The sequence below is a fragment of the Pseudomonas sp. MT3 genome (assembly GCF_054720805.1).
The window spans coordinates 1-21890 of sequence record NZ_JBTVPY010000001.1 but is presented as its reverse complement, the minus strand read 5'-3'; the positions used below and the strand labels follow the sequence as shown (position 1 = coordinate 21890).

Below are 21890 nucleotides of genomic sequence, written 5' to 3'. Positions count from 1 at the left end.
GGTCAGTACCAGGGCAGCGGGATGGGCCGCGCTGGCGCCAGGCCTCCCCGGCACTTGAGCACGCGCAGCTGCGCCGGGTTGGCGTCCAGCGCCAGGCGCAACGCGGCGGGCGAGGGGTTGAGCGCTTCGCGCTGCGAGCGGTAGGCGATGGCCAGGGTCTGCCCGGTTTCGGCGGCCACCTGCAGGCGGCGCAGGGCGCGGTCGTCGGCCTGCTGCGGCCAGCACAGCACGGCGCCGCAACTGCCCGAGCGCAAGCACTGCTCGGCGGTCCAGAGCGCATCGCGCCCGCTCGCCTGGATGATGGCGAGCTGCTCCAGCGCCACGCCGGCGGCCTGCCAGGCGGCCGGGTAGGGCACGTGGGGCGGTGCGACCAGCATGATGCGCTCGCCTGCTGCGCTGAGTCGCGCCAGGGTCGGCCAGACCAGTTGCAGTTCGCCGGTGCCTTCCGCGACCAGGAGGATTTCGCTGAGCGCCGCTTCCGGCCAACCGCCGCTGGGCAGGGCGGCGTCCAGGGCCGCATGCCCGGTGGGCTGCAGGCTGGGCGACAGGCCCTGGGGTTGGCCCTTCCAGACCTGGCGCTGGTGGAACAGGGTGTCGAGTGCGACCACGCTGCCCATCACGGCCTCCCGGCCGGCGAACGGCGACAGTCATGCGCCCGGCGGGCGGGCCGGGGAAGGGGCGGGGATGAGGGGTGCATGGGATTGCTCGAAAATAACTGTATGGATATACAGTTTATCCAGTGGGAAGGCGCCGTCAATGGCGGTTGGTCTGACGGGTATTCAGACGCGCCGGGGCGCTGCTACAAGTCCGCTCCGGCGCTTTGGCTCTCGTAGGAGCGGAGCTTCTCCGCGAATCGCCGGCAGGGCCGGCGTCTCCGGCAGGTTCGCGAGCAAGCTCGCTCCTACAGGTTGTACATCGGCGCGCTCTTCGTAGGAGCGAGCTTGCTCGCGAATCGCACGGCACAACGCCCATCGCGAAGCAGGGAATTGCGCATGCAAGCGGCTACAGCAACAGATACCCCTGCGGCGCCTTGAATCGCGGCGGATCGGCGATGAACTTCAGCCGCTCCGGCTTCCACCACCCCGGCAGCAACCGCCGCACCGCCGGCTGGTTGAAGCGGTCATCGAGCAGATAGATCACCCCCGAATCCGTCGGCGTGCGGATCACCCGGCCCGCCGCCTGGACGACCTTCTGCAAGCCAGGGAACAGGTAGGTGTAGTCGTAGCCGTCGCCGAACATCCCCTGCATGCGCTGCTTGATCTCTTCGTTGACCTCGTTCACCTGCGGCAATCCCAGCGTGGCGATGAAGGCGCCGATCAGGCGCTCGCCCGGCAGGTCGATGCCTTCGCCGAAAGCGCCGCCGAGCACGGCGAAGCCGATGCCGCGCGAGCCGGTGGTGAAGCGGTCGAGGAAGGCCTGGCGCTCCAGTTCGTTCATGCTGCGCGACTGTGCCCAGTGCGGGATGTCCGGGTACTCGGCGGTGAAGCGGTCCAGCGCCTGTTGCAGGTAGGCGTAGCTGCTGAAGAAGGCCAGGTAATTGCCGGGCCGCGTACGGAACTGCCGGGCCATCAGGGTGCTGATCGGTGTGAGGCTGGCCTCGCGGTGCTGGTAGCGGGTGGACAGGTTGCTCAGCGCGTGGACTTCCAGCTGTTCGGCGTGGAAGGGCGACTCCACCTCGCGCCAGCCGGTGTCTTCGGGCAGGCCGAGCAGGTCGGCGTAGTAATGCGCCGGGGTCAGGGTGGCGGAGAACAGCGTGGTGCTGTGGGCCACCTTGAAGCGCTCGGCGAGGAAGGGCGCCGGCACCACGTTGCGCAGGCACAGGGTCGAGAGTACGCGGCGCGCGCTGACGTCGTGGCGGGTGATGTCGAACAGCGAGTGCGGTCCGTAGGCCTCGGCCAGCCGGCAGAACAGCATGGCGTCGAGGTAGAAGCGCAGCAGCTCGGCCTCGTTGCCGGTGGGCTGGTCGGTGAGGTGGTCGGTGATGGCGCTGACGGCCTTCTGCAGCGCGGCGATGAACAGGTCGGGGATGGTCGGGTAGATCTGGTAGTCGACGTCCTGGTCCTGGTGTAGCTGGTTCCAGTGCCGGCCGACGCGCTCCAGCGCGCTTTTCAGCTTGGCCGGGGCGACTTTGCGCAGGGCATTGAACTCGCCCTGGTCCAGCTCGGCGCTGTACATGCCGCGGCCGCGCTCGATGAGGTTGTGCGCCTCGTCCACCAGCAGGGTGACCTTCCAGTCGTTGAGCACGGTAAGGCCGTAGAGCAGGGCGGTCATGTCGAAGTAGTAGTTGTAGTCGCCCACCACCACGTCAGACCAGCGGCACAGCTCCTGGCTCAGGTAGTACGGGCAGACCTGGTGTTCCAGCGCCACCTGGCGCACCGCTTCCTGGGTCAGCCAGCGCTGCTTGAGCGCGGCCTCGCGGGCGGCGGGCAGGCGATCGTAGAAACCCTTGGCCAGCGGGCAGGATTCGCCGTGGCAGGCTTTGTCCGGGTGCTCGCAGGCCTTGTCGCGGGCGACGTGCTCGAGCACCCGCAGCGGCTGGGCGGCCTCCTGCTGGCGCAGGGTCGCCAGGGCGTCCAGCGCCAGGCGCCGGCCGGGAGTCTTGGCAGTGAGGAAGAACAAGCGGTCCAGTTGCTGGCCGGGGAAGGCCTTGAGTTGCGGGAACAGGGTGCCGAGGGTCTTGCCGATGCCGGTGGTGGCCTGCGCCATCAGCGTCTGGCCGTCACGGGCGGCGCGGTACACCGACTCGGCGAGCATGCGCTGGCCCTGGCGGAAATCGGCGTAGGGGAAGCGCAGCGCTTCCAATCCCTGGTCACGCTCGACGCGGTGGGCGCTTTCCTGCTCGGCCCACTGCACGAAGCGCTGGCATTGCAGTTCGAAGAAGGCGCGCAGCTCATCGGCGGCGAAGCGCTCGCGGAACTCGGTTTCCTTCTGGGTGATGACGTTGAAGTAGACGACGGCCAGGTCGATGGCGTCGATCTCCAGGGTCTGGCACAGCAGCCAGCCGTATACCTTCACCTGCGCCCAGTGCAGCAGCCGGTGGTTCTGCGGGATGCGTGCGACGTCGCCACGATGGGTCTTGATCTCTTCCAGCAGGTTTTCGTTCGGGTCGTAGCCGTCGGCGCGGCCGCTGACCACCAACCCCGGGTATTCGCCGCGCAAAGGCAACTCGGCGATGTAGCCAAGACCGCGGCGGGAGACCACCGTGGCGTGCCCGGCCATGCCTTCCTGAGCCGTGGGAGCGGGGGTGAAGCGCAGGTCGAGGTCACCCTCCTTGGCGGTGAATTCGCACAGCGCGCGCACGGCGATGGCGTAGCTCATGAGAGCTCTTCCGCCTCGCCCTGCCAGCGCACGTAGCAGACTTCCACCGGCATGCCGTGCTCGGCGCAGAAGGCCAGCCAGCGCTTCTGGTTGTCCTGCAGGCGGTCGCCGGGGCCTTTCACCTCGATCATCCGGTAGCGCGCCTCGGCGGGCCAGAACTGGATCAGGTCGGGCATGCCGGCGCGGTTGGCCTTCGGGTCGGCCAGCAGGCGCTCGAACCACAGCTTCAGGTGCGCCGCCGGCAGGCAGTGCAGGGCCTGCTCCAGCAGGTTTTCGTCGAGCAGCTCCCAGTGTACGAAGGGCGAGAGGATACCGGTCTTGGCGGCCCAGGTTTCGCGGATCGCCGTCAGGTACGCATCGCTGTCCAGCAACGCCAGGCGTGCGGCGAAGGCTTCCGCACGGCGGCTGACGAAGTCGCTGCGGTTGAGATCGCTGGGCCCGACCTGGAAGGGGTGGAAGAAGGCGCCGGGCAGCGGGGCGAAGATCACGTCCCAGCAGAGCAGGCCGAACAGGCTGCAGATCAGCGCGTTTTCCACGTAGTGCACCGGCGCGTTGTCCTCGTGAAGCGCGGCCTGCACGGCGAACTCGACGTTGACGTCCGGGCGCGGCATCTCCAGATCGATGCGCAGCGGCGGGGCAGCCTTGGCGGCTTTTTCCTTCGGCAGCCCGAGCTGGCGGACCAGCCGGGTCAGCGCACGCTCGACCAACTGCAGCTCGCCGTCGCTTTCCGGCGCGACCAGGGCGGCTTGCACCAGGGCGTGGGCTTCCTCGAAGCGTTGCAGGCGTTCCAGCACGCGAATCTGCCGTTGCCGCGAGCCCTCGGCGGCGGTGCGTTGGTAAAGCGCCAGCGCGGCGTCCAGCTCGCCTTCGCGCTCCAGCTGGTAGGCCATGCGGTACAGCAAGCGGCCGTGGCGGGCTTGCAGGTAGCTGTTGTCGCTGTGGAAGTCGTCCAGTTCGGCCAGCAGCTCGGCGATGGGTTCGCCGGTTTCGAAGCGCACCGCGCCGTTCCACAGGTGGATGTAGGCCTCAAGGTCATTGCGGCGGCGGAAGGCGCGGGAATCGGCGGTGAAGGACACGGTCTCGTAGCGGAAGATGCCGAGGTCGGCGAGGACGAATTCGGACCAGTCCTGCTGCAGGTTGCCGAAGAACAGCAGGCGCAGGCGGTCGCATAGCGGCGTCACCATCAACGTGTAGAGCTGGTCGAGCTCCGGGTACCAGCCGGCGAAGGGCTGCACCTGCTCGTGGTAGGCGTGCAGGTGCTCGTAGAGTTCGGCCTTCTTCAGCGAGCCGCGCGGCAGGTCATCGCGAAAACGCGCGAGCAGTTCGCCCTTGAGCAGCAGTGACAGCAGCTCTTCCAGCGTGAGCGGGTGAGCGTTATCGAGCCAGCCCAGTTCCAGCAGCGGCGCGGCAGCGCTGGGGATGTCGCTGATCTCCGCGTAGCTCAGCTTGCCGGCGCGAAAGTGCGGCCCCTTGCGCATCACCAGCCGCACCAGCAGCGCCCGCGAGGGCAACGGCAGCGCGCGGAAATCGGCGATGAACCGGGCTTCCTCGGCGTCGAGCAGGTCGGCGTAGCGTTCGTCGATCCAGTCGAGGGCGCGGTGGAAGTTGGTCAGGTAGTAGAGGCTGGGGTCGAGCGGCACGGGCATTTTTTGAGCACCAGGGCAGGCACTGGTTTTACATACAGTAGCAAGGATGGCGTGATGGGGGCCTGGCCGCAAGGGTTAGCGCGGCCTTTCATCGGGAGATTGCCTACATGGCTGCGGGCTGCTCTTCGTAGGAGCGAGCTTGCTCGCGAACCGCATTGCACCGCATGGCCCGGCGTGAAGCGGGGTTCGCGAGCAAGCTCGCTCCTACAGGGGCATAGTGCCGGCGATGGGGCGGTACGGGTCAGTCCAGCCGGAACACCAGCGCCTTCAACCCGCTGTCTTCTTCGATATCGGCGAATTCCGGCGGGTTTTCCAGGCGCTCGACGAAGCGCAGCTGCGGCGCCTCGGCGGCCATGCCCTGGAGGAGGAAGTCCATGCCGACGGCCGGGTCGTTCACGCAGGCCAGCACGGTGCCGGCGCCGTCCAGTAGTTCCGGAAGGCGACGCAGGACGCGGGCGTAGTCCTTGTCGAGGACGAAGCTGCCTTTCTGGAAGCTCGGCGGGTCGATGATGATCAGGTCGTACGGGCCGGATTTCTTCACCTTGCCCCAGGACTTGAACAGGTCGTGGTCGAGGAAGCTCACCTTCGACAGGTCGTGGCCGTTCAGGCGGTGGTTGTCGCGGCCACGACTGAGCGCGGCGCGGGCCATGTCGAGGTTGACCACCTTCTGCGCGCCGCCGGCCATCGCGGCTACGGAGAAGCCGCAGGTGTAGGCGAACAGGTTGAGCACGCGCTTGCCACCGGAGTTGGCCTGCACCCATTGGCGGCCGTAGCGCATATCGAGGAACAGGCCGTTGTTCTGCTTGCGCCCCAGGTCCAGCTGGTAGCGCAGGCCGTGCTCGCTGATCTGCCAGCCGTCGAAGGCCTCGCCGTGGAGCACTTCCATGGTGCTTTCCAGGGTGTAGCGGTGCTGCAGCATCAGGCTGCGGGCGCCGGTGCTGCGCCAGGTCTGGCTGTCAGCCAGTTCGGTCAGCATTGCTCTGAGCGCGGCCAGTTCTTCGGCTTCAGGCTCGCGGAACAACGACACCAGCAGCACGCCTTCCAGCCAGTCGGCCGTCACCTGCTCCAGCCCAGGCCAGCGGCGGCCGCGGCCGTGGAACAGGCGGCGGGTTTCCGCAGGGGCGGGGTTCAGGGCGGCGAGCAGTTGCTCGCGCAGGGTGGCGATGGCTTCGGCGTTCATCTTTCCGGTCTTTCTGATTCAGACGATTGGAGCAAATCGGGGCGGCGATTCTACGCGCTCAGGCGCCGTGGCGCTGCACTTGCAGTTTTTCCTCCGGGCGCGGGGCGACGAAGTAGCGATTGAGCGCCTCGTAGCCGGCCGGGTCCAGCGGCGCGGCCAGAGGCGCCAGGGCGTGGCGGGCCAGCAGGCGGCTGCGGCAGGTGGCCGGGTCGACATCGAGGAAGTGCAGGCAATGCGCGGCGCCGGCCTGCTGCGCCAGGTCGATCAGCCAGCGGCGGTCGGCCAGGGTGTTGGCGGGGATGTCCAGCACCACGCTGGTGCCGGCGCGCAGCAGGCCGACCACGTGCGGGCCCATGACCTTGCGCACGCGGCGGGCGTAGAGTTGGTAGTCGTCGGGGTTGCTGATGCCCCAGGGGAAGAGCTCGGCGAGCCATTGTTCCTCGGCCAGCATCACAGTGCCCGGCGCCTCGGCCAGTTCGCGGGCGAGGCGGGACTTGCCCGACGCCGCCTTGCCACACAACAGGTGCAAAGTGCCCGTACTCATGGTGTCGCCTCCAGCAGGTCGGTGCCGTAGGAGTTATCGACCGCGCAACGCCAGGTGCCGTCGGCTTCGCGGCGGAACACGTAGGTGGCGCGGCGGCTCAGCGTGCCGTGGCGGGTGTCGAGCAGGGTCTGCGCGACCACCAGCGCGGTATCGCCGGCTTCGAGGATTTCCAGGCGATCCTGGCGCACCCGCAGGTCATGGTCGAAATGTTCGGCGATGGCGACGAAGGCCTGGCGGATCTGGGCCTTGCCGCGCGCCAGCAGGCCGGGCTTGACCAGCAGCAGGGCGTCGTCGGTGTAGAACGCCAGCAGCGCGTCGAAGTCCTCGCGACCGATGGCCTCGTCGGCGGCCTGGATGAGTGCTTGCAGGGGATGCTGCCCAGGGTGGAGGGCTGCGGGGAATGCCGGGTCCATCGGTATCTCCTCGATCGGGAGCCTCGGACGGCGGGCATTGAAAAACCCGCCGGGAGGCGGGTTTGGTTGTCGCTTCGAATGCGCTAACCCACCATCGGAGCGATGGTGGTAATAATCTGCTGGAAGGTGCGGTTGGCGGCATTCATGGGGCATGAAGCTAGCAGAAGTTTCATCCGTCGCGCCAGTGCTCTTTTTGTGCCGGCGGCATGGCATGATCGCGCCGCAACGCGGTCCAACCGACATGTCTTTCTCCACGCTGCAGCGGAGCCTCCCCAACATGCCATCCCCCATTCCGACCCGCATCCTGCGCGCACTGGCGCTGCTCGCCGGGTTGGTCGTGTCCGTCGAAACCCCTGCCGCGACCTGCCCGCAGGGGCAGCGCCAGGTCTGCCTGGACAGTTGCGTCTGCCTGCCGGACCTGGGCACCGTGCTCGGCCCGGTGATCGCCGATACCCGCAAGATGGCCGGCCAGGCGCTGGGCGTCTGGCTGCAGCAGTCCCGCGACCAGGCGGAGCAGGGCGGCACCCTGCCGGTCCCGCTGGAAATCCGCGCGCAGCTGCAGGCCTATTTCCCCGACGAGGTGCTGATGGCGGCGCGCTATTCCACCGGCGCGCTGGACGAGTTGAACGCCGCCCAGACGATCATGCAGAACCCCGACACCGAGGCCGTCACCCTGGTGGACGTGATCGTCTTTCGCAGCGAGGAGGACGCGCAGACCAACGTCGCCCTCTGGGCCCACGAGCTGTGGCACGTGAAGCAGTACCAGGAGTGGGGCGTGCAGGGTTTCGCCAACCGTTACAGCGAGGACTTCGACGCCGTGGAGGCGCCGGCCTACGAGATGCAGCTGCGGGTGGCCAGGGACCTGCGCGACAGCCGCCTGACGGCCGCCGCGCCGCACTAGCGGCTGGCGGTTTCTTTCGCTTCCGCCGCGGGGGGCTCGTCGCGACGGGCTTGCGGGGGCGGCGTGCCGCCGCCCAAGGCCTTGCACAGGGCGATCAGGGTCAGGCGCAGCTGGGTGTCGCTGTCCACCAGGTCGCGGCGCGATTGCAGGTAGGCGCGCTGGGCGTCCAGTTCCACCAGGAAGTCGGTCATCCCGCCGGCGTAGCGCGCCCTGGCCATGCCGTAGGCGATGTCGGTGCTGCGCTGCTTGTCCTGCAACTGGCGGTTGCGCTGGCGTTCGGCGCCGTACTGGCTCAAGGCGTCGTCGACTTCCTGCCAGGCCTTGAGCACGGTCTGCTGGTAGGCCACGGCGGCTTCCTGCTGTTCCAGCTTGCGCAGGTTGATGCTGGAGCGCCTCCGGCCATTGTCGAAGATCGGCACGGAGAGGCTCGGCCCCACGCTCCAGTTGCGGCTGCCCCAGTCGCTGATACGGCCGTCCTCGGTGGATTCGAAGCCGAAACGCGCACCCAGGCGGATGGCCGGGTAGAGATCGGCCACCGCCACGCCGATATTGGCCGTGGCGGCATGCAGTTGGGCTTCGGCGGCGCGGATGTCCGGGCGGCGGCGGGCGAGTTCCGAGGGTAGGCCGAGGCTGAGGTCGGGCGTCTGCGGTTCGGCTTGCGCCACTGGCTTGAGGTCGTCGCGCAGGCTGCCGGGCTCGGCGCCGATCAACACGCCGACCTGGTTGATCGCGGCGCTTTCGCTGGCCAGCAGTTGCGGCAGGCGCGAGCGCAGGTCGGCAAGCTGGCCGCGCTGGCGTTCGACGTCGAAGTCGTCCACCAGGCCGCCGTCGGCGCGCACCTGGATCAGTTGCAGGGATTGCTCGGTGGCGGCCAGGTCCTGGCGCGTCACCGCGATCTGCTGCTGTACGCCGCGCAGCTCGAAATAGGCGCGGGACAGTTCCGCCGCGACGCCCAGGCGCACTTCGTCGAGCATCGCCGCCTGCGCCGCCACGCTGGCATCGGCGGATTCGATGGAGCGACGGATGCGGCCCCACAGGTCCGGTTCCCAGGAGGCGTCGAAGCCGGCCTGGTAGAGGGTGAAGGGCTCGGCGAGGATCTTGCTGATTTCTTCGCTGTTCGCGCCCGGCGCGATGCGCTGGATCATCAGCGCATTGGCGCCGTTCTCGCTCATGCGCTGGCGATTGACCGCCGCCTGGGCGTTGACGTCCACGCCGCGCTGGGAGGCCACCATCTGCCGCTGCATGCGGCTCTGGGCGAAGCGCAGCACGGCAGTGTTGAGGTCGGGGCTGGCCTTGTCCGCACGGCGCTGCAGGTTGTTCAGTACCGGGTCGTTGAACAGTGTCCACCAGTCCTCGGCGAGTTGGGTGGTACCGGCGGCAGGCGGCAGCGCCGCCTCGCCGGAATGGGCCGCCTGCCAGTCGGCCGGGCTCCGGGTTTTCGGTGCCTGGTAGTCGGGGCCGACGGCGCAGCCGCCGAGCAGGATCAGGCAGCAGGCGAGGGGAGCAAGGGCGCGGGTCATGGGCGTTCTCTCACGCCAGCCGGTGGCGGAACAGCCACGAGGCGAGCGGCAGGGTGATGGCGGTCACCGCCAGCATGGGGATCAGGTTGCGCCATACGCTGGCGAGGGTGGCACCTTCCAGGTAGATGCGCTGGATCAGGTCGATGCCGAAGCGCAGCGGGTTGGCGTAGGTGACCACCTGCAGGAACTCCGGCATGTTGCGCACCGGCGTGGCGAGGCCGGAGAGCAGTGTCAGCGGCATGATCAGTACGAAGGTGTAGAGCATGGCCTGCTGCATGTTCAGCGACACCGCCGAGATCGACATGCCCAGCCCGACGCAGGCGATGGTGAATACCGTCAGGCCGCCGTACAGGTCCAGCAGCGAGCCAGCCATCGGGATGTCGAACCAGAACAGCGCCATCAGCAGCACCAGGCTGGCCTGCGCCAGCCCGATCAGGGTCGGCGGTATGGCCTTGCCGAGCATGATTTCCAACGGCGTGTAGGGCGTTACCAGGAGCTGGTCGAAGGTGCCCTGTTCGCGCTCGCGGGCTACCGAGAGGGCAGTGAGCATCAGCGTCTGCATCATGCTCAGGGTGGCGATCAGCGCCGGGATCAGCGGCCAGCGGGTCTCCAGGTTGGGGTTGTACCAGGCGCGGCTGACCACGCTGATGGGCGCCGAGGCCAGGCCCTGTTCCTGGTTGAACTGCCCGACCACCACGGCCAGCCCGGCAGCGGCGGAGCCGGCGGTATTGGAGTTGCGCCCGTCGAGGATCACCTGGATCGGCGCCGGCTCGCCCTGCGCCAGGCGGGTCTGGAAGTCCGACGGGATATGGATCACCAGCAGGGCCTTCTGCTCGTCGATCACCGTCTGGATTTCCTCCACGCGGGTCAGCGTCGCCACCCGGTGGAAGATACCGCTGCCGTCCAGGCGCGAGGCGAGGCGGGTGGAGGATTCGCTGTGGCTCAGGTCGAGGATGGCGTAGGGCGCGTCGTTGAGGTCGAAGGTCACCGCGTAGCCGAACAGCACGCTCTGCATCAGCACCGGGGCCACCAGTACGATGCGGTTGGCCGGGTCCTTGAGGATCACCAGCAGTTCCTTGCGCCAGAGGTTGAGGATGCGCCAGAGAAATTCCATGCCGGTCAGTCCAGCCGCTTGCGCGTCACCAGCCGCGCCAGGCCCAGCAGGGCGACGGCGTAGGCGGCGAGGATCGCGCAGTTCTTGAGGATCATTGGCCAGAAGTCGCCGGCCAGGAACAGGGATTTCACCAGTTCCATGAAGTAGGTCGCCGGCAGCAGGTTGCCGACCACGCGGATGGCGGTGGGCACGTTGCGCAGGTCGAAGATGAAGCCCGAGAGCATCATCGCCGGCAGGAAGCTGGCGAGCAGGGCGATCTGGCTGGCGAGGAACTGGTTCTTGGTCACCGCCGAGATCAGCAGGCCGATGCCCAGCGCCACCAGCATGTAGAGCATGGAGGCGATCACCAGCACGACGAAGGAGCCGTAGAGCGGCACGTCGAACAGGAAACGCGCGGCGATCAGGCACAGGGCGAGGCCGATCATGCCGATGCCGAAGCAGGGGATGATCTTCGCCAGGAGGATTTCCACCGGCCGCACCGGGGTGACGAACAGCGCCTCCAGGGTGCCGCGCTCCCATTCGCGGGCCATCACCAGGGCGGTGAGGAAGGCGCCGACCAGGGTCATGATCAGCACGATCAGCCCCGGCACCAGGTACCAGGTGCTGGTGTTGGCGGCGTTGAACCACATGCGCTGGACGATGGTGACGGCGCCGCCCTGGCTCTGGGCGCCGGCGCTGCGGTCGGCCTGCTTCTCGCCCCAGCCGGCCAGGGCGCTGCCGACGTAGGTGGCGACGCTGGCGGCGCGGGTGGCGTCGGAACCCTGCACCAGCACCTGGATTTGCGCGTTGCCGTCGCTGAGGCGGCGGGTGAAGTCCGAGGGCACCTGCACCAGCGCGTCCACCTCGCGGGACTTCATCAGCGCCTCGCCCTCGGCGAAGGAGCGTACCGGGTACGGCACCAGGTAGTCGGTGCGGCTGATGCTGGCGGCCACGTCACGGGCGATGGGCGAGGGATCGTCGAGGACGATGGCGACGAGGGCGCGCTTCACGTCCAGCGACAGGCCGTAGCCGAAGATCAGGATCAGCGCGATGGGCAGGCCGATGCCGATCAGCAGGTTGCTGCGGTCGCGCACCAGCTGCCGCACTTCCTTGCGGGTCAGCGAGGCGAGGCGTCGCCAGAAGCCACCGGCGCTCATGCCGCACCCGCCTTGGCGTGCTGCCCGTTGCTTTCGACGCGATTGCTCTCAAGGCGATTGCTTTCGACGATCTGGATGAACGCCTGTTCCATGTTCAGCGTGCTGCCCTGGCCGCCGGCCTGCTCGCGCACTTCCCGCGGGGTGCCCATCGCCAGCAGCCGGCCGGCGTCCTGGATGACGATGCGGTCGCAGTACTCGGCTTCTTCCATGAAATGGGTGGTGATGATGATGGTGGTGCCGGACGCCGCCAGCGCCGTGATGCGCTGCCAGAAGCCGCGGCGGGCGAGCGGGTCGGCGCCGCTGGTGGGCTCGTCGAGGAAGAGGATTTCCGGTTCGTGGAGCAGGCCGACGGCCATCGCCAGGCGCTGCTTGAAGCCGCCGGGCAACTGGCCGCTGGGGGCATCTTCCTGGCCGCTGAGGTCGAATTGCCGCGACACCGCATCCATCCGCTGACCCAGGCGCTTGCCGCCAAGGCCATAGGCGCCGCCGAAGAAGCGCAGGTTCTCGGCCACCGAGAGGTTGCCGTAGAGGGAGAACTTCTGCGACACGTAGCCGACCTTGCGCCGTGCCTGCGCCCGCGCGTGGCGCAGGTTGACCCCGGCGACCTGCAAGGTGCCGCTGGTGGCCGGCAGCAGGCCGCAGAGCATGCGGAAAGTGGTGGTCTTGCCGGCGCCGTTGGGGCCGAGCAGGCCGAAGATTTCCCCGCGGCGCACGCTGAAGCTGGTGCTGGCCACGGCGGTGAAGTCGCCGAACCTGCGCACAAGGTCCTTCACCTCGATCACTGCTTCGTCGCTGCCTTCGTGCCGGTGCGTGCCGCTCTTGAGCGACTCCATGTCCACCGCCTCGGCGTCGCTGCGGGCGCGCAGCAGGAACATGAAGCCGTCTTCCAGGCGCGCCTCCACCTGGCGTACCGGCGCGCCGTCGAGCATCCGCTCGAGTTTCTCCCGGTTGGCGTCGGGCCGACGGATGAAGCGCACCTCGCCGGACTGCGGCACGGCATCGACGATGTTCCGGTGATCCTCCAGCAGCCGCGTCTGCAGGGTGCGCGCGGGTTCGTCCGGCGGTGGCGTGGCGATGAAGCAGAGGTTGTCGGCGTGCTGGCGGATCGACGCCGGGTCGCCCTGGGCCATCAGTTGGCCCTGGTGCAGCAGGAAGACTTCGGCGCAGCGCTCGGCTTCGTCCATGTAGGAGGTGGAGACCAGCACGCTGAGCTGCTCCTGCTCGATCAGTTGCTGGATGATCTCCCACAGTTCGCGGCGCGACAGCGGGTCGACGCCCACTGTGGGTTCGTCGAGCAACAGCAGGTCCGGCGAGCGCACCAGGGTGCAGGCCAGGCCCAGTTTCTGCTTCATGCCGCCGGAGAGCTTGCCCGCCGGGCGCTCGGTGAAGCGCGTCAGGTCGGTCATTTCCAGCAGGCGCTGGTAGCGCTCCTCGCGCTGCCCGTGGGGCACGCCGTGCAGGTCGGCGTAGAGGTCGAGGTTCTCCTGCACGCTGAGGTCTTCGTAGAGGCCGAAGCGCTGCGGCATGTAGCTGATGCGGTCCTGCACCTGCTGCGGGTGGGCGTGGACGTCCAGGTCCAGCACCGAGAGCGTGCCGGCGTCGGCCTGCAGCAGCCCGGCGACCAGGCGCAGGAAGGTGGTCTTGCCGGCGCCATCGGGGCCGACCAGTGCGGTGAGCTGGCCGCGCGGGATGTCCAGGCTGATGTCCCTGAGCGCCTGTACCGTCTTGCCCGACTCTTTCACCAGGAAATGCTTGGCCAGGCCCTCGGCGCGGATGACGGGGCCTTCGTTGCGGCTTCCCTGAACAGGCGCCATCAGCGCGGCTCGTCGGCGAAGCGCACCGTGGCCGGCATGCCCAGACGCAGGCGGTTGTCCGGGTCGGCCACCAGCACGCGCACCTCGTAGACGAGGCTGGTGCGCAGCTCTTCGGTCTGCACCGACTTGGGCGTGAACTCGGCCACCGAGGAGATGAAGCCGACGTGGCCGTCGATGGCCTGGTCCGGGTGGCTGTCGGTGAAGACCCGGGCCTTCATGCCCGGCTTGATCCGCCCCAGGTTGGTTTCGCTGACGTAGGCGCGAATCCATTTCGGGTCGGTCAGCGCCAGGGCGTACACCGGGCGCTGCGGCGAGGCCATGTCGCCGGGTTCCAGCAGGCGCGAACGCACGGTGGCGTTCTGTGGCGCCTTGAGGTCGGCTTCGTCGAGGTTGTGCTGGAGCAGGGCGAGGTCGGCGCGGGCGGCGGCGAGTTGCGCCTCGGCCTGAGCGATGTCTTCCGTGCGCGGGCCGATCCGGGCCAGGCGCAGGGCTTTCTGGCGATCTTCCAACTGGGCCTGGGCGACCTTCTGCTGGGAGGTGGCGCTGTCGATGTCCTGCTGGCTCACGGCGCGGCCGCCGGGGCTGTTGGCGCGGATGTTCTGCAGGCGGCGCAACTGGGTGTTGGCGAGGTCGAGCTGGGCGCGTGCGGCCTGCTCCTGGGCGCGGGCACGATCGATGTCCTCGGGGCGCGAGCCGTTCTTCAGGCGCAGCAGGTTCTGCTCCTGGGCGGCGATCTGCGCCCGGGCCTTGTCGATCTGCAGGCGCAGGGTGCGGGTGTCGAGGCTGGCCAGCACGTCGCCGGCGTTCACCACGTCGCCTTCCTCGACATTCATCGTCGCGATGCGCTCGCTGCCGATGAAGGCCAGCGATACCTGGCGGATATCGACGTTGCCGTAGAGCACCAGCCCTTGCTCCTCACCTTCGCGAGACTGCAGGTACCACCATGCTCCACCCCCCAGCAACAGCACCAGAACGACGACCAGCAACAGCTTCTTCGGCATGAAGACCTTCCCTGTTTCGTGACAGCCCGGTGAAGGATAGTCAGTTATTCGCCCGCAGAGCAGCAAAAACGCTGCTACGGTGCGTCGCAGAGGGCCTGGATCACGTTTCGTCAGTTGCACGGCCGTGGCTCGGGATTGCTGTTAGCGTGGAGGGGCCACCTCAACGGGAGCGCTGTCATGAACGATCGAATGGAGAGTTCTCAGGCCGTCAAACAGTCCGCCTGCCTGCGTCGTGCGCAGTTGATGCAGTGGTTCGGCATGGTGATGTTCGTCCTGGCCATCGGCTTGGCCGCATTGACGGACTTCCTGACCCGCCACGAGGGCATGGTGACCATCGTGCTCTTCGGCGGGCTCGGATTGCTGGCGATGGTGTCGGCGCGCTTTATCGCGATGGCTTGCCTGCGGAAGCAGCATCCGTAGGGCGTATAACCGCGAACGGGTGGGCTTTTCGCAGGACCGAGGGGACGCCCAGTCCTGGCTCGCGAAGAAGCGCTACCGGCAGCTCCGGCGCTGGGCGGTTCGCGAGCAGGCTCGCTCCTACAACTGAACCGATGCATTACGCCCGCCAGCAGCAGTGCGATGAGTCCTGGCATCTCCGCATCCTCCCATTGGCTGTCCTCCCCCAGTGAACGCGCCTTGGCGCCGGTCGCAGCGCGTGCCCGATGAGCGGCGCCACCGTCCTGTCACGAAATGAAAAGCCCCTGTCGTTCGATGTGAAGCGGCTTTCCGGCCCTCTCCCTAGAGTCCAATTCACGGGCATCCGCCCTTTAAAAAAACAAGACAGACAGGAGAATCCGGCATGGCCAAAGCCGTTCGTTTCTATGAGACAGGAGGGCCCGAAGTTCTGCGCTACGAGGACGTGGAGGTCGGCGATCCCGGCCCGGGGCAGGTTCGCCTGCGCCACGTTGCCGTAGGGCTGAACTACGCGGACACCTACTTCCGTAATGGGACCTATGCGGTGCCCCTGCCCAGCGGTATGGGTGTGGAGGCCGCCGGGGTGGTGGTGGCGGTGGGCGAGGGCGTGCACAACGTCGTGCCCGGTGACCGGGTCACCTACACCGGCTTCATCAATACCCTGGGCGCCTACAGCACCGAGCGCCTGGTCCCCGCCGCGCCGCTGATCCGCCTGCCCGAAAGCATCGCCTTCGAAACCGCCGCCGCGATGACCATGCGCGGCCTGACCTCGGCCTACCTGATGCGCCGCATCCACGACTTCAAGCGTGGCGACAGCATCCTGCTGCACGCCGCCGCCGGTGGCGTGGGCCTGATCGTCTCGCAGTGGGCGCGTTTGCTCGGCCTGCGGGTGATCGGCACCGTTTCCAGCGCAGCCAAGGCCCAGGTCGCCCTGGCCCACGGTTGCTCCGAGGTCATCGATTACAGCCGCGAAGACGTCGCCGCACGGGTGCGTGAGCTGACCGATGGGCGCGGCGTCGACGTGGTGTTCGACAGCGTCGGCAAGGACACCTTCATGTCTTCCCTGGATTCGCTCAAACGCCGTGGCCTGATGGTCTGCGTCGGCACCGCGTCCGGGCCGATCCCGCCGTTCGACCCGGTCCTGCTGGCGATGAAGGGCTCGATCTTCCTCACCCGCCCGGCGCTGGCCGACTACATCGCCGACCCGGTGGAGAAGGCCGCGCTGCTGGATGAGCTGTTCACCCACGTCGGCAATGGCGACATCCGCATCGAGATCAACCAGCACTACGCGCTGGAGGATGCCGTGCAGGCCCACCGCGACCTCGAGTCGCGCAAGACCACCGGTTCGTCGATCTTCGTCATCTGAGGTGACTCGTCATGCACGTGGAGCAACTGACTTGCAGCATCGGCGCTGAAGTTTCCGGCGTGAATCTGGGCGATGCCGCCCGCGACGATGCACTGTTCGACGAAATGCGCGGCCTGCTGCTCAAGCACAAGGTGCTGTTCCTGCGCGACCAGGACATCAGCCGCGCGGACCATGTGGCCTTCGCTCGCCGCTTCGGCGAGCTGGAGGACCACCCGGTGGCCGGCAGCGACCCCGAGCATCCGGGCCTGGTACGCATCTACAAGACCCCGGACCTGCCCAACGACCGCTACGAGAACGCCTGGCATACCGACGCCACCTGGCGCGAAGTGCCGCCTATGGGCTGCGTGCTGCGCTGCGTGGAGTGCCCGCCGGTGGGTGGCGACACCATGTGGGCGAACATGGCGCTGGCCTACGAGAACCTGCCGGCCGAGATCAAGAGCAGGATCGCCGAGCTGCGCGCACGCCACAGCATCGAGGCGAGTTTCGGCGCGGCGATGCCGATCGAGAAGCGCCTGGCGCTCAAGGCGATGTACCCGGACGCCGAGCACCCGGTGGTGCGTACCCATCCGGAGACCGGCGAGAAGGTGCTGTTCGTCAACGCCTTCACCACCCACTTCACCAACTACCACACCGCGCAGAACGTGCGCTTCGGCCAGGACGCCAATCCCGGCGCGCTGGACCTGCTGCGCTACCTGGTGAGCCAGGTCTACATCCCCGAGTACCAGGTGCGCTGGCGTTGGAAGAAGAACAGCGTGGCGATCTGGGACAACCGCAGCACCCAGCATTACGCGGTGATGGACTACCCGCCCTGCGTGCGCCGCATGGAGCGCGCCGGAATCATCGGTGACAAGCCGTTCTGACGCTCGAAAAAGAGCCCTACAAGAACAATCTACGGAGACTGACATGCAATTTTTCGACGATTCCCTGCACCCGGAAAACCAGGACAAGGTGGTCATCACCACCGCGCCCTACGGCCCGGAATGGATGCCCGAGGACTTCCCCGAAGACATCCCGGTGACGATGGACGAGCAGGTCCAGAAGGCCGTTGACTGCTACGAAGCCGGGGCCACCGTGCTGCACCTGCACGTGCGCGAGCTGGACGGCAAGGGCTCCAAGCGCCTGTCCAAGTTCAACGAACTGATCGCCGGCGTGCGCGAAGCCGTGCCGGACATGATCATCCAGGTCGGCGGCTCGATCTCCTTCGCCCCGGAAGGCGAAGGCGAGGCGGCCAAGTGGCTGTCCGACGACACCCGCCACATGCTGGCCGAGCTGACTCCGAAGCCGGACCAGGTGACGGTGGCGATCAATACCACCCAGATGAACATCATGGAGCTGCTCTATCCGGAGTACCTCAAGGGGACGTCCCTGGAAGATCCGGCCTACCAGGCGGCCTACAGCGAAATGACCGTGCCGGCCGGCCCGGCCTGGGTCGAGGAGCACCTGAAGCGCCTGCAGGCGGCGAACATCCAGCCGCACTTCCAGCTGACCGGCATGCATGCCCTGGAAACCCTCGAGCGCCTGATGCGCAAGGGCGTCTACAAGGGCCCGCTGAACCTGACCTGGATCGGCATCGGCGGCGGCTTCGACGGTCCCAACCCGTTCAACTTCATGAACTTCGTGCACCGCGCGCCGGACGGCGCCACGGTCACCGCCGAGTCGCTGCTCAAGAACGTCCTGCCGTTCAACATGATGGCGATGGCGATGGGCCTGCACCCGCGTTGCGGCATCGAGGACACCATCATCGGCCAGCACGGCCAGCGCATGAGTTCGGTGGAACAGATCCAGCAGTGCGTCCGCGTCGCCCACGAACTGGGCCGCGAGGTCGCCAGCGGCCAGGAAGCGCGCGCCATCTACAAGATCGGCGTGCAGTACGACAGCGTCGAGGAAACCCTGCGCATGAACGGCATGGCGCCCAACCGCCAGCCGGGCCAGAAGTCCGTCCCGCTGCGCGCGTGACAGGCTCCGTCCCGGGTTCTGCCAGTAACCCGGGACGGTTTTTATCCCAGAAGAACAACAAGTACCTGATTACTCGCCTGGAGAGGTAGCGTCATGGCCATCCACTCCGTCGCCCTGGGCGACATTTCCGCCACCACCCCCAGCGTGCCGCGCCGTTATGCCTGGGTCGTGTTCGCCCTGACCTTCGGCCTGCTGATTTCCGATTACATGTCGCGCCAGGTGCTCAACGCGGTCTTTCCGCTGCTCAAGAGCGAATGGGCCCTGAGCGACGCCAAACTCGGCCTGCTCAGCGGCATCGTCGCCGTCATGGTCGGCCTGCTGACCTTCCCCCTTTCGCTGCTCGCCGACCGCTGGGGCCGGGTGCGCAGCCTGTCGCTGATGGCCATGCTCTGGAGCCTGGCGACCCTGGGTTGTGCCGTGGCGCAAACCTTCCCGCAGATGTTCGCCGCGCGCTTCTTCGTCGGCGTCGGCGAGGCGGCCTACGGCAGCGTCGGCATCGCCGTGGTGATCTCGGTATTCCCGGCGCACCTGCGCGCCACCCTGACCGGCGCCTTCATGGCCGGCGGCATGTTCGGTTCGGTGCTGGGCATGGGCCTGGGCGGCGTGCTGGCCGCACACCTGGGCTGGCGCTGGGCGTTCGCCGGCATGGCGCTGTTCGGCCTGTTGCTGGCGCTGCTCTATCCGCTGGTGGTGAGCGAGAAGCGCATCGCCCCGGTGGCCGCCGCCGAGGCGCCGCGCCAGGCCGGCGGGCGCTCGCTGCGCAGCCTGTTCGGCAGCCGTTCGGTGATCGCCGCCTACCTGGGCAGCGGCCTGCAACTGTTCGTCGCCGCCGCCGTGATGGTGTGGATTCCCAGCTACCTGAACCGCTACTACCACCTGGACACCGACAAGGCCGGGCTGATCTCGGCGGTGATCGTGCTGGTCGGCGGCAGCGGCATGGTGCTCTGCGGCATCCTCTGTGATCGCCTGGGCCGCGCCAATCCGCCGCGCAAGATCGTCCTGGCCATCGGCTTCTGCCTGGCCAGTTGCCTGCTGCTGTCGGTGGCCTTCCACCTGCCGCCGGGTGCCGCGCAGCTGAGCCTGCTGGCCCTGGGCATGCTGGTCGCCGCCGGTACTTCCGGGCCGTCCGGCGCCATGGTCGCCAACCTCACTGCACCGGCCGTGCACGGCACCGCCTTCGCCACCCTGACCCTGGCCAACAACCTGCTGGGCCTGGCGCCCGGCCCGCTGCTCACCGGCGTGCTGGCCGACGCCGTGGGACTGGACCGCGCGTTCCAGATCGTCCCGCTGCTGAGCATCTTCGCCGCGCTGGTGTTCATCTACGCCCGGCGCCACTACCACAGCGATATCCGCCGCCTGCGCGGCGAGGAGGAGGGCGCATGATGCCGACGCTGAACCTGGACATGACCTTCGACTTCATCTGCCCCTGGTGCCTGATCGGCAAGCGCAACCTGGACACCGCGCTGCGCCTGCTGGCCCGGCAGCGCCCGGAACTGGACGTGCGGGTGAACTGGCTGGGCCTGCAACTGCTGCCCCAGGTGCCGATGGAGGGCGAACCCTTCGCCGCGTTCTACCAGCGCCGTCTCGGCGGCAAGCGGGCGGTGCGTGCGCGCCAGTTGGAAGTGCGCGACGCCGCGCGGCAGGCCGGCGTGGAGATCGACTTCGAGCGCATCCGCAGCATGCCCAACACCACCTACGCCCACCGCGTGTTCCAGCGCGCCGCCCAGCTGGGCAGCCAGTCGCAGCTGGAACGCCTGCTGGAACTGCTGTTCCGCGCGCACTTCCAGCTCGGCGAGGACATCGGCCAGCGCGACACCCTGCGGCGCCTGCTGCGTGCCTGCGACTACGCCCCTGCCGAGTTCGAGGCGGCGCTGGCCGACGGTGCGCGCGCGTTCATCGGCCGCCGCGTGGGGCTGGTGGACTCCAGCGTGCCGCTGTTCCTGCTCGACGGGCGCGCGTTCGCCCTCGGCGGACAGAGCCCGGAGCAGTTGCTCGTGGCCTTGCTGCGGGCCTTCGATCGGCAGGAGGCGCTGTCGGCATGAGTGGCGCGCTGCACATTCCGCGTGAGCGACTGCCCGCACCGGGCGGACGCTCGCTGATCCACCACAAGAACGGCATCGTCCTGCTGTTCGACGTCGAGGGCTGCGTGTACGCCATCGACGACCGTTGCCCCCACGCCGGGGCCTCGCTGTACAGCGGCCGCCTGGACGGACGCTGGCTGCAGTGCCCGGCGCACGGGCTGAAATTCAATCTGGACACGGGTTGCCCGGCGGGCATCAAGGGTTTCGGCGTGCGCCGCTATCCCATCGAATGGCGCGCCGACGAGTGCTACCTGTTGCTCGACGAAGCAATCGCCGAGGAAGTTTCCGCATGAGCACCGCCGTCATTTCCGCACTCGGCACCCGCAGCCGCACCCTGTTGCCCGGACTGCTGGTCAGTGCGATGGTCGCCGCCGCGGCGACCTTCCTCTCCGAACACTACGGCGCGCCGGTGATGCTGTTCGCGCTGCTGTTGGGCCTGGCGCTGAACTTCCTCGCCAGCGACGGCCAGTGCAAGGCCGGTATCGAGTTCACCGCCCGCGAGATCCTCCGCCTGGGCGTGGCGCTGCTGGGCATCCGCATCACCTTCGGGCAGATCGCGGAGCTGGGCTGGCAGCCGGTGGTGATGGTCGTGGTGCTGGTGACGGTGACCATCCTGGTCTCCATCGCCGTCGCTCGCGCCATGGGCTTCAACTTCCTGTTCGGCCTGCTCACCGGCGGCGCCACGGCCATCTGCGGCGCCTCGGCGGCCCTGGCCCTGGCGGCGGCGCTGCCGGCTCACACGCAGAAGGAGAAGGCCACGCTGTTCACCGTGCTCGGTGTCTCTGCGCTCTCGACCCTGGCGATGATCCTCTACCCGATGATCGTTCACGTCCTGGGCCTGCCGCCGTTGCAGGCGGGCATCTTCCTCGGCGGCACGATCCACGACGTGGCCCAGGTGGTCGGTGCCGGCTACAGCATCTCGCCGGAAGTGGGCGACAGCGCCACGGTGGTCAAGCTGATGCGCGTGGCCATGCTGCTGCCGGTGATCCTCTGCGCGGCGATGATCACCCGCGCCCGGGGCGTCGAGCCGGGCGACAAGCGTCCGCCGCTGCTGCCCTGGTTCGCGGTGGGCTTCGTGCTGCTGGCGGCGGTCAATAGCACCGGCGTCCTCGCGCCGGTGGTGCAGCAGGCGGGCAGCAAGCTGTCGCAATGGTGCCTGGTGATCGCCATCGCGGCATTGGGCATGAAGACCCAATTGCGTGCCCTGGCCACGGTGGGGATCAAGCCGATCCTGCTGATGGTGGGGGAGACGGTGTTCCTGGCGGTGCTGGTGTTGGGGATGTTGCGCCTGGCGGGTTGATCGGTCGGCGCTGGTCGCTGCGCCTTATCGGCACCAACCGCGAGCTATGCCCGCGATGCTTTTTGGCTTTTGGGTTGGGTGTTTCTGCGCTGCTTCGGCGTGTGCTGAGAGATTTTGTTTCGCCCCCTCGGGCGAGTCACTGTAAGCGTCCAGCCAAGTCACCTTCCGAACTCCAGCATTAAGGGC

General features: G+C 67.9%; 20 protein-coding genes. 9 read left to right on the top strand and 11 right to left on the bottom strand.

The window, feature by feature from the left end:
• Positions 1–2: 2 nt before the first annotated feature.
• From imuA to ACYCAX_RS00075, 6 genes are all read right to left on the bottom strand, one after another.
• Complete coding sequence (gene imuA, locus ACYCAX_RS00100) at positions 3–617, bottom strand: translesion DNA synthesis-associated protein ImuA (RefSeq protein WP_460247189.1); 615 nt, start codon at positions 615–617, stop codon at positions 3–5.
• 385 nt (positions 618–1002) lie between these two features.
• On the bottom strand, positions 1003–3318 hold the full coding sequence (locus ACYCAX_RS00095; RefSeq protein WP_294977749.1) for an ATP-dependent DNA helicase: 2316 nt from the start codon (positions 3316–3318) through the stop codon (positions 1003–1005).
• A complete protein-coding gene (locus ACYCAX_RS00090) occupies positions 3315–4964 on the bottom strand; it encodes a VRR-NUC domain-containing protein (protein ID WP_460247188.1) in 1650 nt (549 codons plus the stop codon). Before ACYCAX_RS00090 ends, ACYCAX_RS00095 begins: the two co-directional genes overlap by 4 nt.
• Before the next feature lie 241 nt (positions 4965–5205).
• Positions 5206–6144: a class I SAM-dependent methyltransferase gene (locus tag ACYCAX_RS00085; RefSeq protein ID WP_460247187.1), complete on the bottom strand. Its 939-nt coding sequence runs from the start codon at positions 6142–6144 to the stop codon at positions 5206–5208.
• A 58-nt stretch (positions 6145–6202) separates the two neighbouring features.
• Complete coding sequence (locus ACYCAX_RS00080; protein WP_015477290.1) at positions 6203–6688, bottom strand: P-loop nucleotide/nucleoside kinase family protein; 486 nt, start codon at positions 6686–6688, stop codon at positions 6203–6205.
• Entirely contained in the window at positions 6685–7101 is a 417-nt protein-coding gene (locus tag ACYCAX_RS00075) for a YybH family protein (protein WP_294977755.1), read from the bottom strand. Before ACYCAX_RS00075 ends, ACYCAX_RS00080 begins: the two co-directional genes overlap by 4 nt.
• 277 nt (positions 7102–7378) lie before the next feature.
• Here ACYCAX_RS00075 and ACYCAX_RS00070 point away from each other — a divergent pair, with 277 nt between their 5' ends.
• Positions 7379–8002: an eCIS core domain-containing protein gene (locus ACYCAX_RS00070; protein ID WP_294977757.1), complete on the top strand. Its 624-nt coding sequence runs from the start codon at positions 7379–7381 to the stop codon at positions 8000–8002.
• On the opposite strand, the gene ACYCAX_RS00065 is transcribed toward ACYCAX_RS00070, so the two are convergent.
• The 5 genes from ACYCAX_RS00065 to ACYCAX_RS00045 are packed head-to-tail and all read right to left on the bottom strand — an operon-like array spanning position 7999 to position 14587.
• Entirely contained in the window at positions 7999–9522 is a 1524-nt protein-coding gene (locus ACYCAX_RS00065; RefSeq protein ID WP_015477287.1) for an efflux transporter outer membrane subunit, read from the bottom strand. The genes ACYCAX_RS00070 and ACYCAX_RS00065 overlap by 4 nt on opposite strands.
• 10 nt (positions 9523–9532) lie before the next feature.
• Entirely contained in the window at positions 9533–10636 is a 1104-nt protein-coding gene (locus ACYCAX_RS00060) for an ABC transporter permease (RefSeq protein ID WP_294977760.1), read from the bottom strand.
• A gap of 5 nt (positions 10637–10641) precedes the next feature.
• On the bottom strand, positions 10642–11772 hold the full coding sequence (locus ACYCAX_RS00055) for an ABC transporter permease (RefSeq protein ID WP_460247186.1): 1131 nt from the start codon (positions 11770–11772) through the stop codon (positions 10642–10644).
• Positions 11769–13586 carry an ATP-binding cassette domain-containing protein gene (locus ACYCAX_RS00050; RefSeq protein WP_460247185.1) on the bottom strand — a complete coding sequence of 606 codons (1818 nt, stop codon included), beginning with the start codon at positions 13584–13586 and terminating at the stop codon, positions 11769–11771. Before ACYCAX_RS00050 ends, ACYCAX_RS00055 begins: the two co-directional genes overlap by 4 nt.
• Positions 13586–14587 (bottom strand): HlyD family efflux transporter periplasmic adaptor subunit, encoded by a 1002-nt coding sequence (locus ACYCAX_RS00045; RefSeq protein ID WP_015477283.1) that lies wholly within the window; start codon positions 14585–14587, stop codon positions 13586–13588. The genes ACYCAX_RS00050 and ACYCAX_RS00045 overlap by 1 nt, the downstream gene beginning before the upstream one ends.
• Positions 14588–14764: 177 nt before the next feature.
• Here ACYCAX_RS00045 and ACYCAX_RS00040 point away from each other — a divergent pair, with 177 nt between their 5' ends.
• The 8 genes from ACYCAX_RS00040 to ACYCAX_RS00005 all read left to right on the top strand — a co-directional run bounded on the left by ACYCAX_RS00040 (position 14765) and on the right by ACYCAX_RS00005 (position 21704).
• Positions 14765–15007 (top strand): hypothetical protein, encoded by a 243-nt coding sequence (locus tag ACYCAX_RS00040; protein WP_294977768.1) that lies wholly within the window; start codon positions 14765–14767, stop codon positions 15005–15007.
• Positions 15008–15386: 379 nt separating this feature from the next.
• The gene (locus ACYCAX_RS00035) at positions 15387–16367 is read left to right on the top strand and encodes a quinone oxidoreductase family protein (protein WP_015477281.1); all 981 of its coding nucleotides are present in this window, start codon (positions 15387–15389) and stop codon (positions 16365–16367) included.
• Between the two features lie 11 nt (positions 16368–16378).
• A complete protein-coding gene (locus tag ACYCAX_RS00030) occupies positions 16379–17227 on the top strand; it encodes a TauD/TfdA dioxygenase family protein (protein WP_460247184.1) in 849 nt (282 codons plus the stop codon).
• Positions 17228–17270: 43 nt separating this feature from the next.
• Positions 17271–18323 (top strand): beta-keto acid cleavage family enzyme, encoded by a 1053-nt coding sequence (locus ACYCAX_RS00025; RefSeq protein ID WP_460247183.1) that lies wholly within the window; start codon positions 17271–17273, stop codon positions 18321–18323.
• Between the two features lie 93 nt (positions 18324–18416).
• Positions 18417–19706 (top strand): MFS transporter, encoded by a 1290-nt coding sequence (locus ACYCAX_RS00020; protein ID WP_294973151.1) that lies wholly within the window; start codon positions 18417–18419, stop codon positions 19704–19706.
• Positions 19703–20365: a DsbA family protein gene (locus tag ACYCAX_RS00015; RefSeq protein WP_015477277.1), complete on the top strand. Its 663-nt coding sequence runs from the start codon at positions 19703–19705 to the stop codon at positions 20363–20365. Before ACYCAX_RS00020 ends, ACYCAX_RS00015 begins: the two co-directional genes overlap by 4 nt.
• Positions 20362–20697 (top strand): Rieske (2Fe-2S) protein, encoded by a 336-nt coding sequence (locus ACYCAX_RS00010; protein WP_294973148.1) that lies wholly within the window; start codon positions 20362–20364, stop codon positions 20695–20697. Before ACYCAX_RS00015 ends, ACYCAX_RS00010 begins: the two co-directional genes overlap by 4 nt.
• On the top strand, positions 20694–21704 hold the full coding sequence (locus ACYCAX_RS00005) for a YeiH family protein (RefSeq protein WP_294973146.1): 1011 nt from the start codon (positions 20694–20696) through the stop codon (positions 21702–21704). Before ACYCAX_RS00010 ends, ACYCAX_RS00005 begins: the two co-directional genes overlap by 4 nt.
• Positions 21705–21890 lie beyond the last annotated feature (186 nt).

What these genes read in the sequence shown, in the direction of transcription:
- ACYCAX_RS00065 (WP_015477287.1), bottom strand. Translation starts at nt 9,522, where the DNA reads ATGACCCGCGCCCTTGCTCCCCTCGCCTGCTGCCTGATCCTGCTCGGC.
- ACYCAX_RS00085 (WP_460247187.1), bottom strand. Translation starts at nt 6,144, where the DNA reads ATGAACGCCGAAGCCATCGCCACCCTGCGCGAGCAACTGCTCGCCGCC.
- ACYCAX_RS00075 (WP_294977755.1), bottom strand. Translation starts at nt 7,101, where the DNA reads ATGGACCCGGCATTCCCCGCAGCCCTCCACCCTGGGCAGCATCCCCTG.
- ACYCAX_RS00025 (WP_460247183.1), top strand. Translation starts at nt 17,271, where the DNA reads ATGCAATTTTTCGACGATTCCCTGCACCCGGAAAACCAGGACAAGGTG.
- imuA (WP_460247189.1), bottom strand. Translation starts at nt 617, where the DNA reads ATGGGCAGCGTGGTCGCACTCGACACCCTGTTCCACCAGCGCCAGGTC.
- ACYCAX_RS00030 (WP_460247184.1), top strand. Translation starts at nt 16,379, where the DNA reads ATGCACGTGGAGCAACTGACTTGCAGCATCGGCGCTGAAGTTTCCGGC.
- ACYCAX_RS00080 (WP_015477290.1), bottom strand. Translation starts at nt 6,688, where the DNA reads ATGAGTACGGGCACTTTGCACCTGTTGTGTGGCAAGGCGGCGTCGGGC.
- ACYCAX_RS00020 (WP_294973151.1), top strand. Translation starts at nt 18,417, where the DNA reads ATGGCCATCCACTCCGTCGCCCTGGGCGACATTTCCGCCACCACCCCC.
- ACYCAX_RS00035 (WP_015477281.1), top strand. Translation starts at nt 15,387, where the DNA reads ATGGCCAAAGCCGTTCGTTTCTATGAGACAGGAGGGCCCGAAGTTCTG.
- ACYCAX_RS00055 (WP_460247186.1), bottom strand. Translation starts at nt 11,772, where the DNA reads ATGAGCGCCGGTGGCTTCTGGCGACGCCTCGCCTCGCTGACCCGCAAG.
- ACYCAX_RS00010 (WP_294973148.1), top strand. Translation starts at nt 20,362, where the DNA reads ATGAGTGGCGCGCTGCACATTCCGCGTGAGCGACTGCCCGCACCGGGC.
- ACYCAX_RS00040 (WP_294977768.1), top strand. Translation starts at nt 14,765, where the DNA reads ATGAACGATCGAATGGAGAGTTCTCAGGCCGTCAAACAGTCCGCCTGC.
- ACYCAX_RS00060 (WP_294977760.1), bottom strand. Translation starts at nt 10,636, where the DNA reads ATGGAATTTCTCTGGCGCATCCTCAACCTCTGGCGCAAGGAACTGCTG.
- ACYCAX_RS00050 (WP_460247185.1), bottom strand. Translation starts at nt 13,586, where the DNA reads ATGGCGCCTGTTCAGGGAAGCCGCAACGAAGGCCCCGTCATCCGCGCC.
- ACYCAX_RS00045 (WP_015477283.1), bottom strand. Translation starts at nt 14,587, where the DNA reads ATGCCGAAGAAGCTGTTGCTGGTCGTCGTTCTGGTGCTGTTGCTGGGG.
- ACYCAX_RS00005 (WP_294973146.1), top strand. Translation starts at nt 20,694, where the DNA reads ATGAGCACCGCCGTCATTTCCGCACTCGGCACCCGCAGCCGCACCCTG.
- ACYCAX_RS00070 (WP_294977757.1), top strand. Translation starts at nt 7,379, where the DNA reads ATGCCATCCCCCATTCCGACCCGCATCCTGCGCGCACTGGCGCTGCTC.
- ACYCAX_RS00090 (WP_460247188.1), bottom strand. Translation starts at nt 4,964, where the DNA reads ATGCCCGTGCCGCTCGACCCCAGCCTCTACTACCTGACCAACTTCCAC.
- ACYCAX_RS00015 (WP_015477277.1), top strand. Translation starts at nt 19,703, where the DNA reads ATGATGCCGACGCTGAACCTGGACATGACCTTCGACTTCATCTGCCCC.
- ACYCAX_RS00095 (WP_294977749.1), bottom strand. Translation starts at nt 3,318, where the DNA reads ATGAGCTACGCCATCGCCGTGCGCGCGCTGTGCGAATTCACCGCCAAG.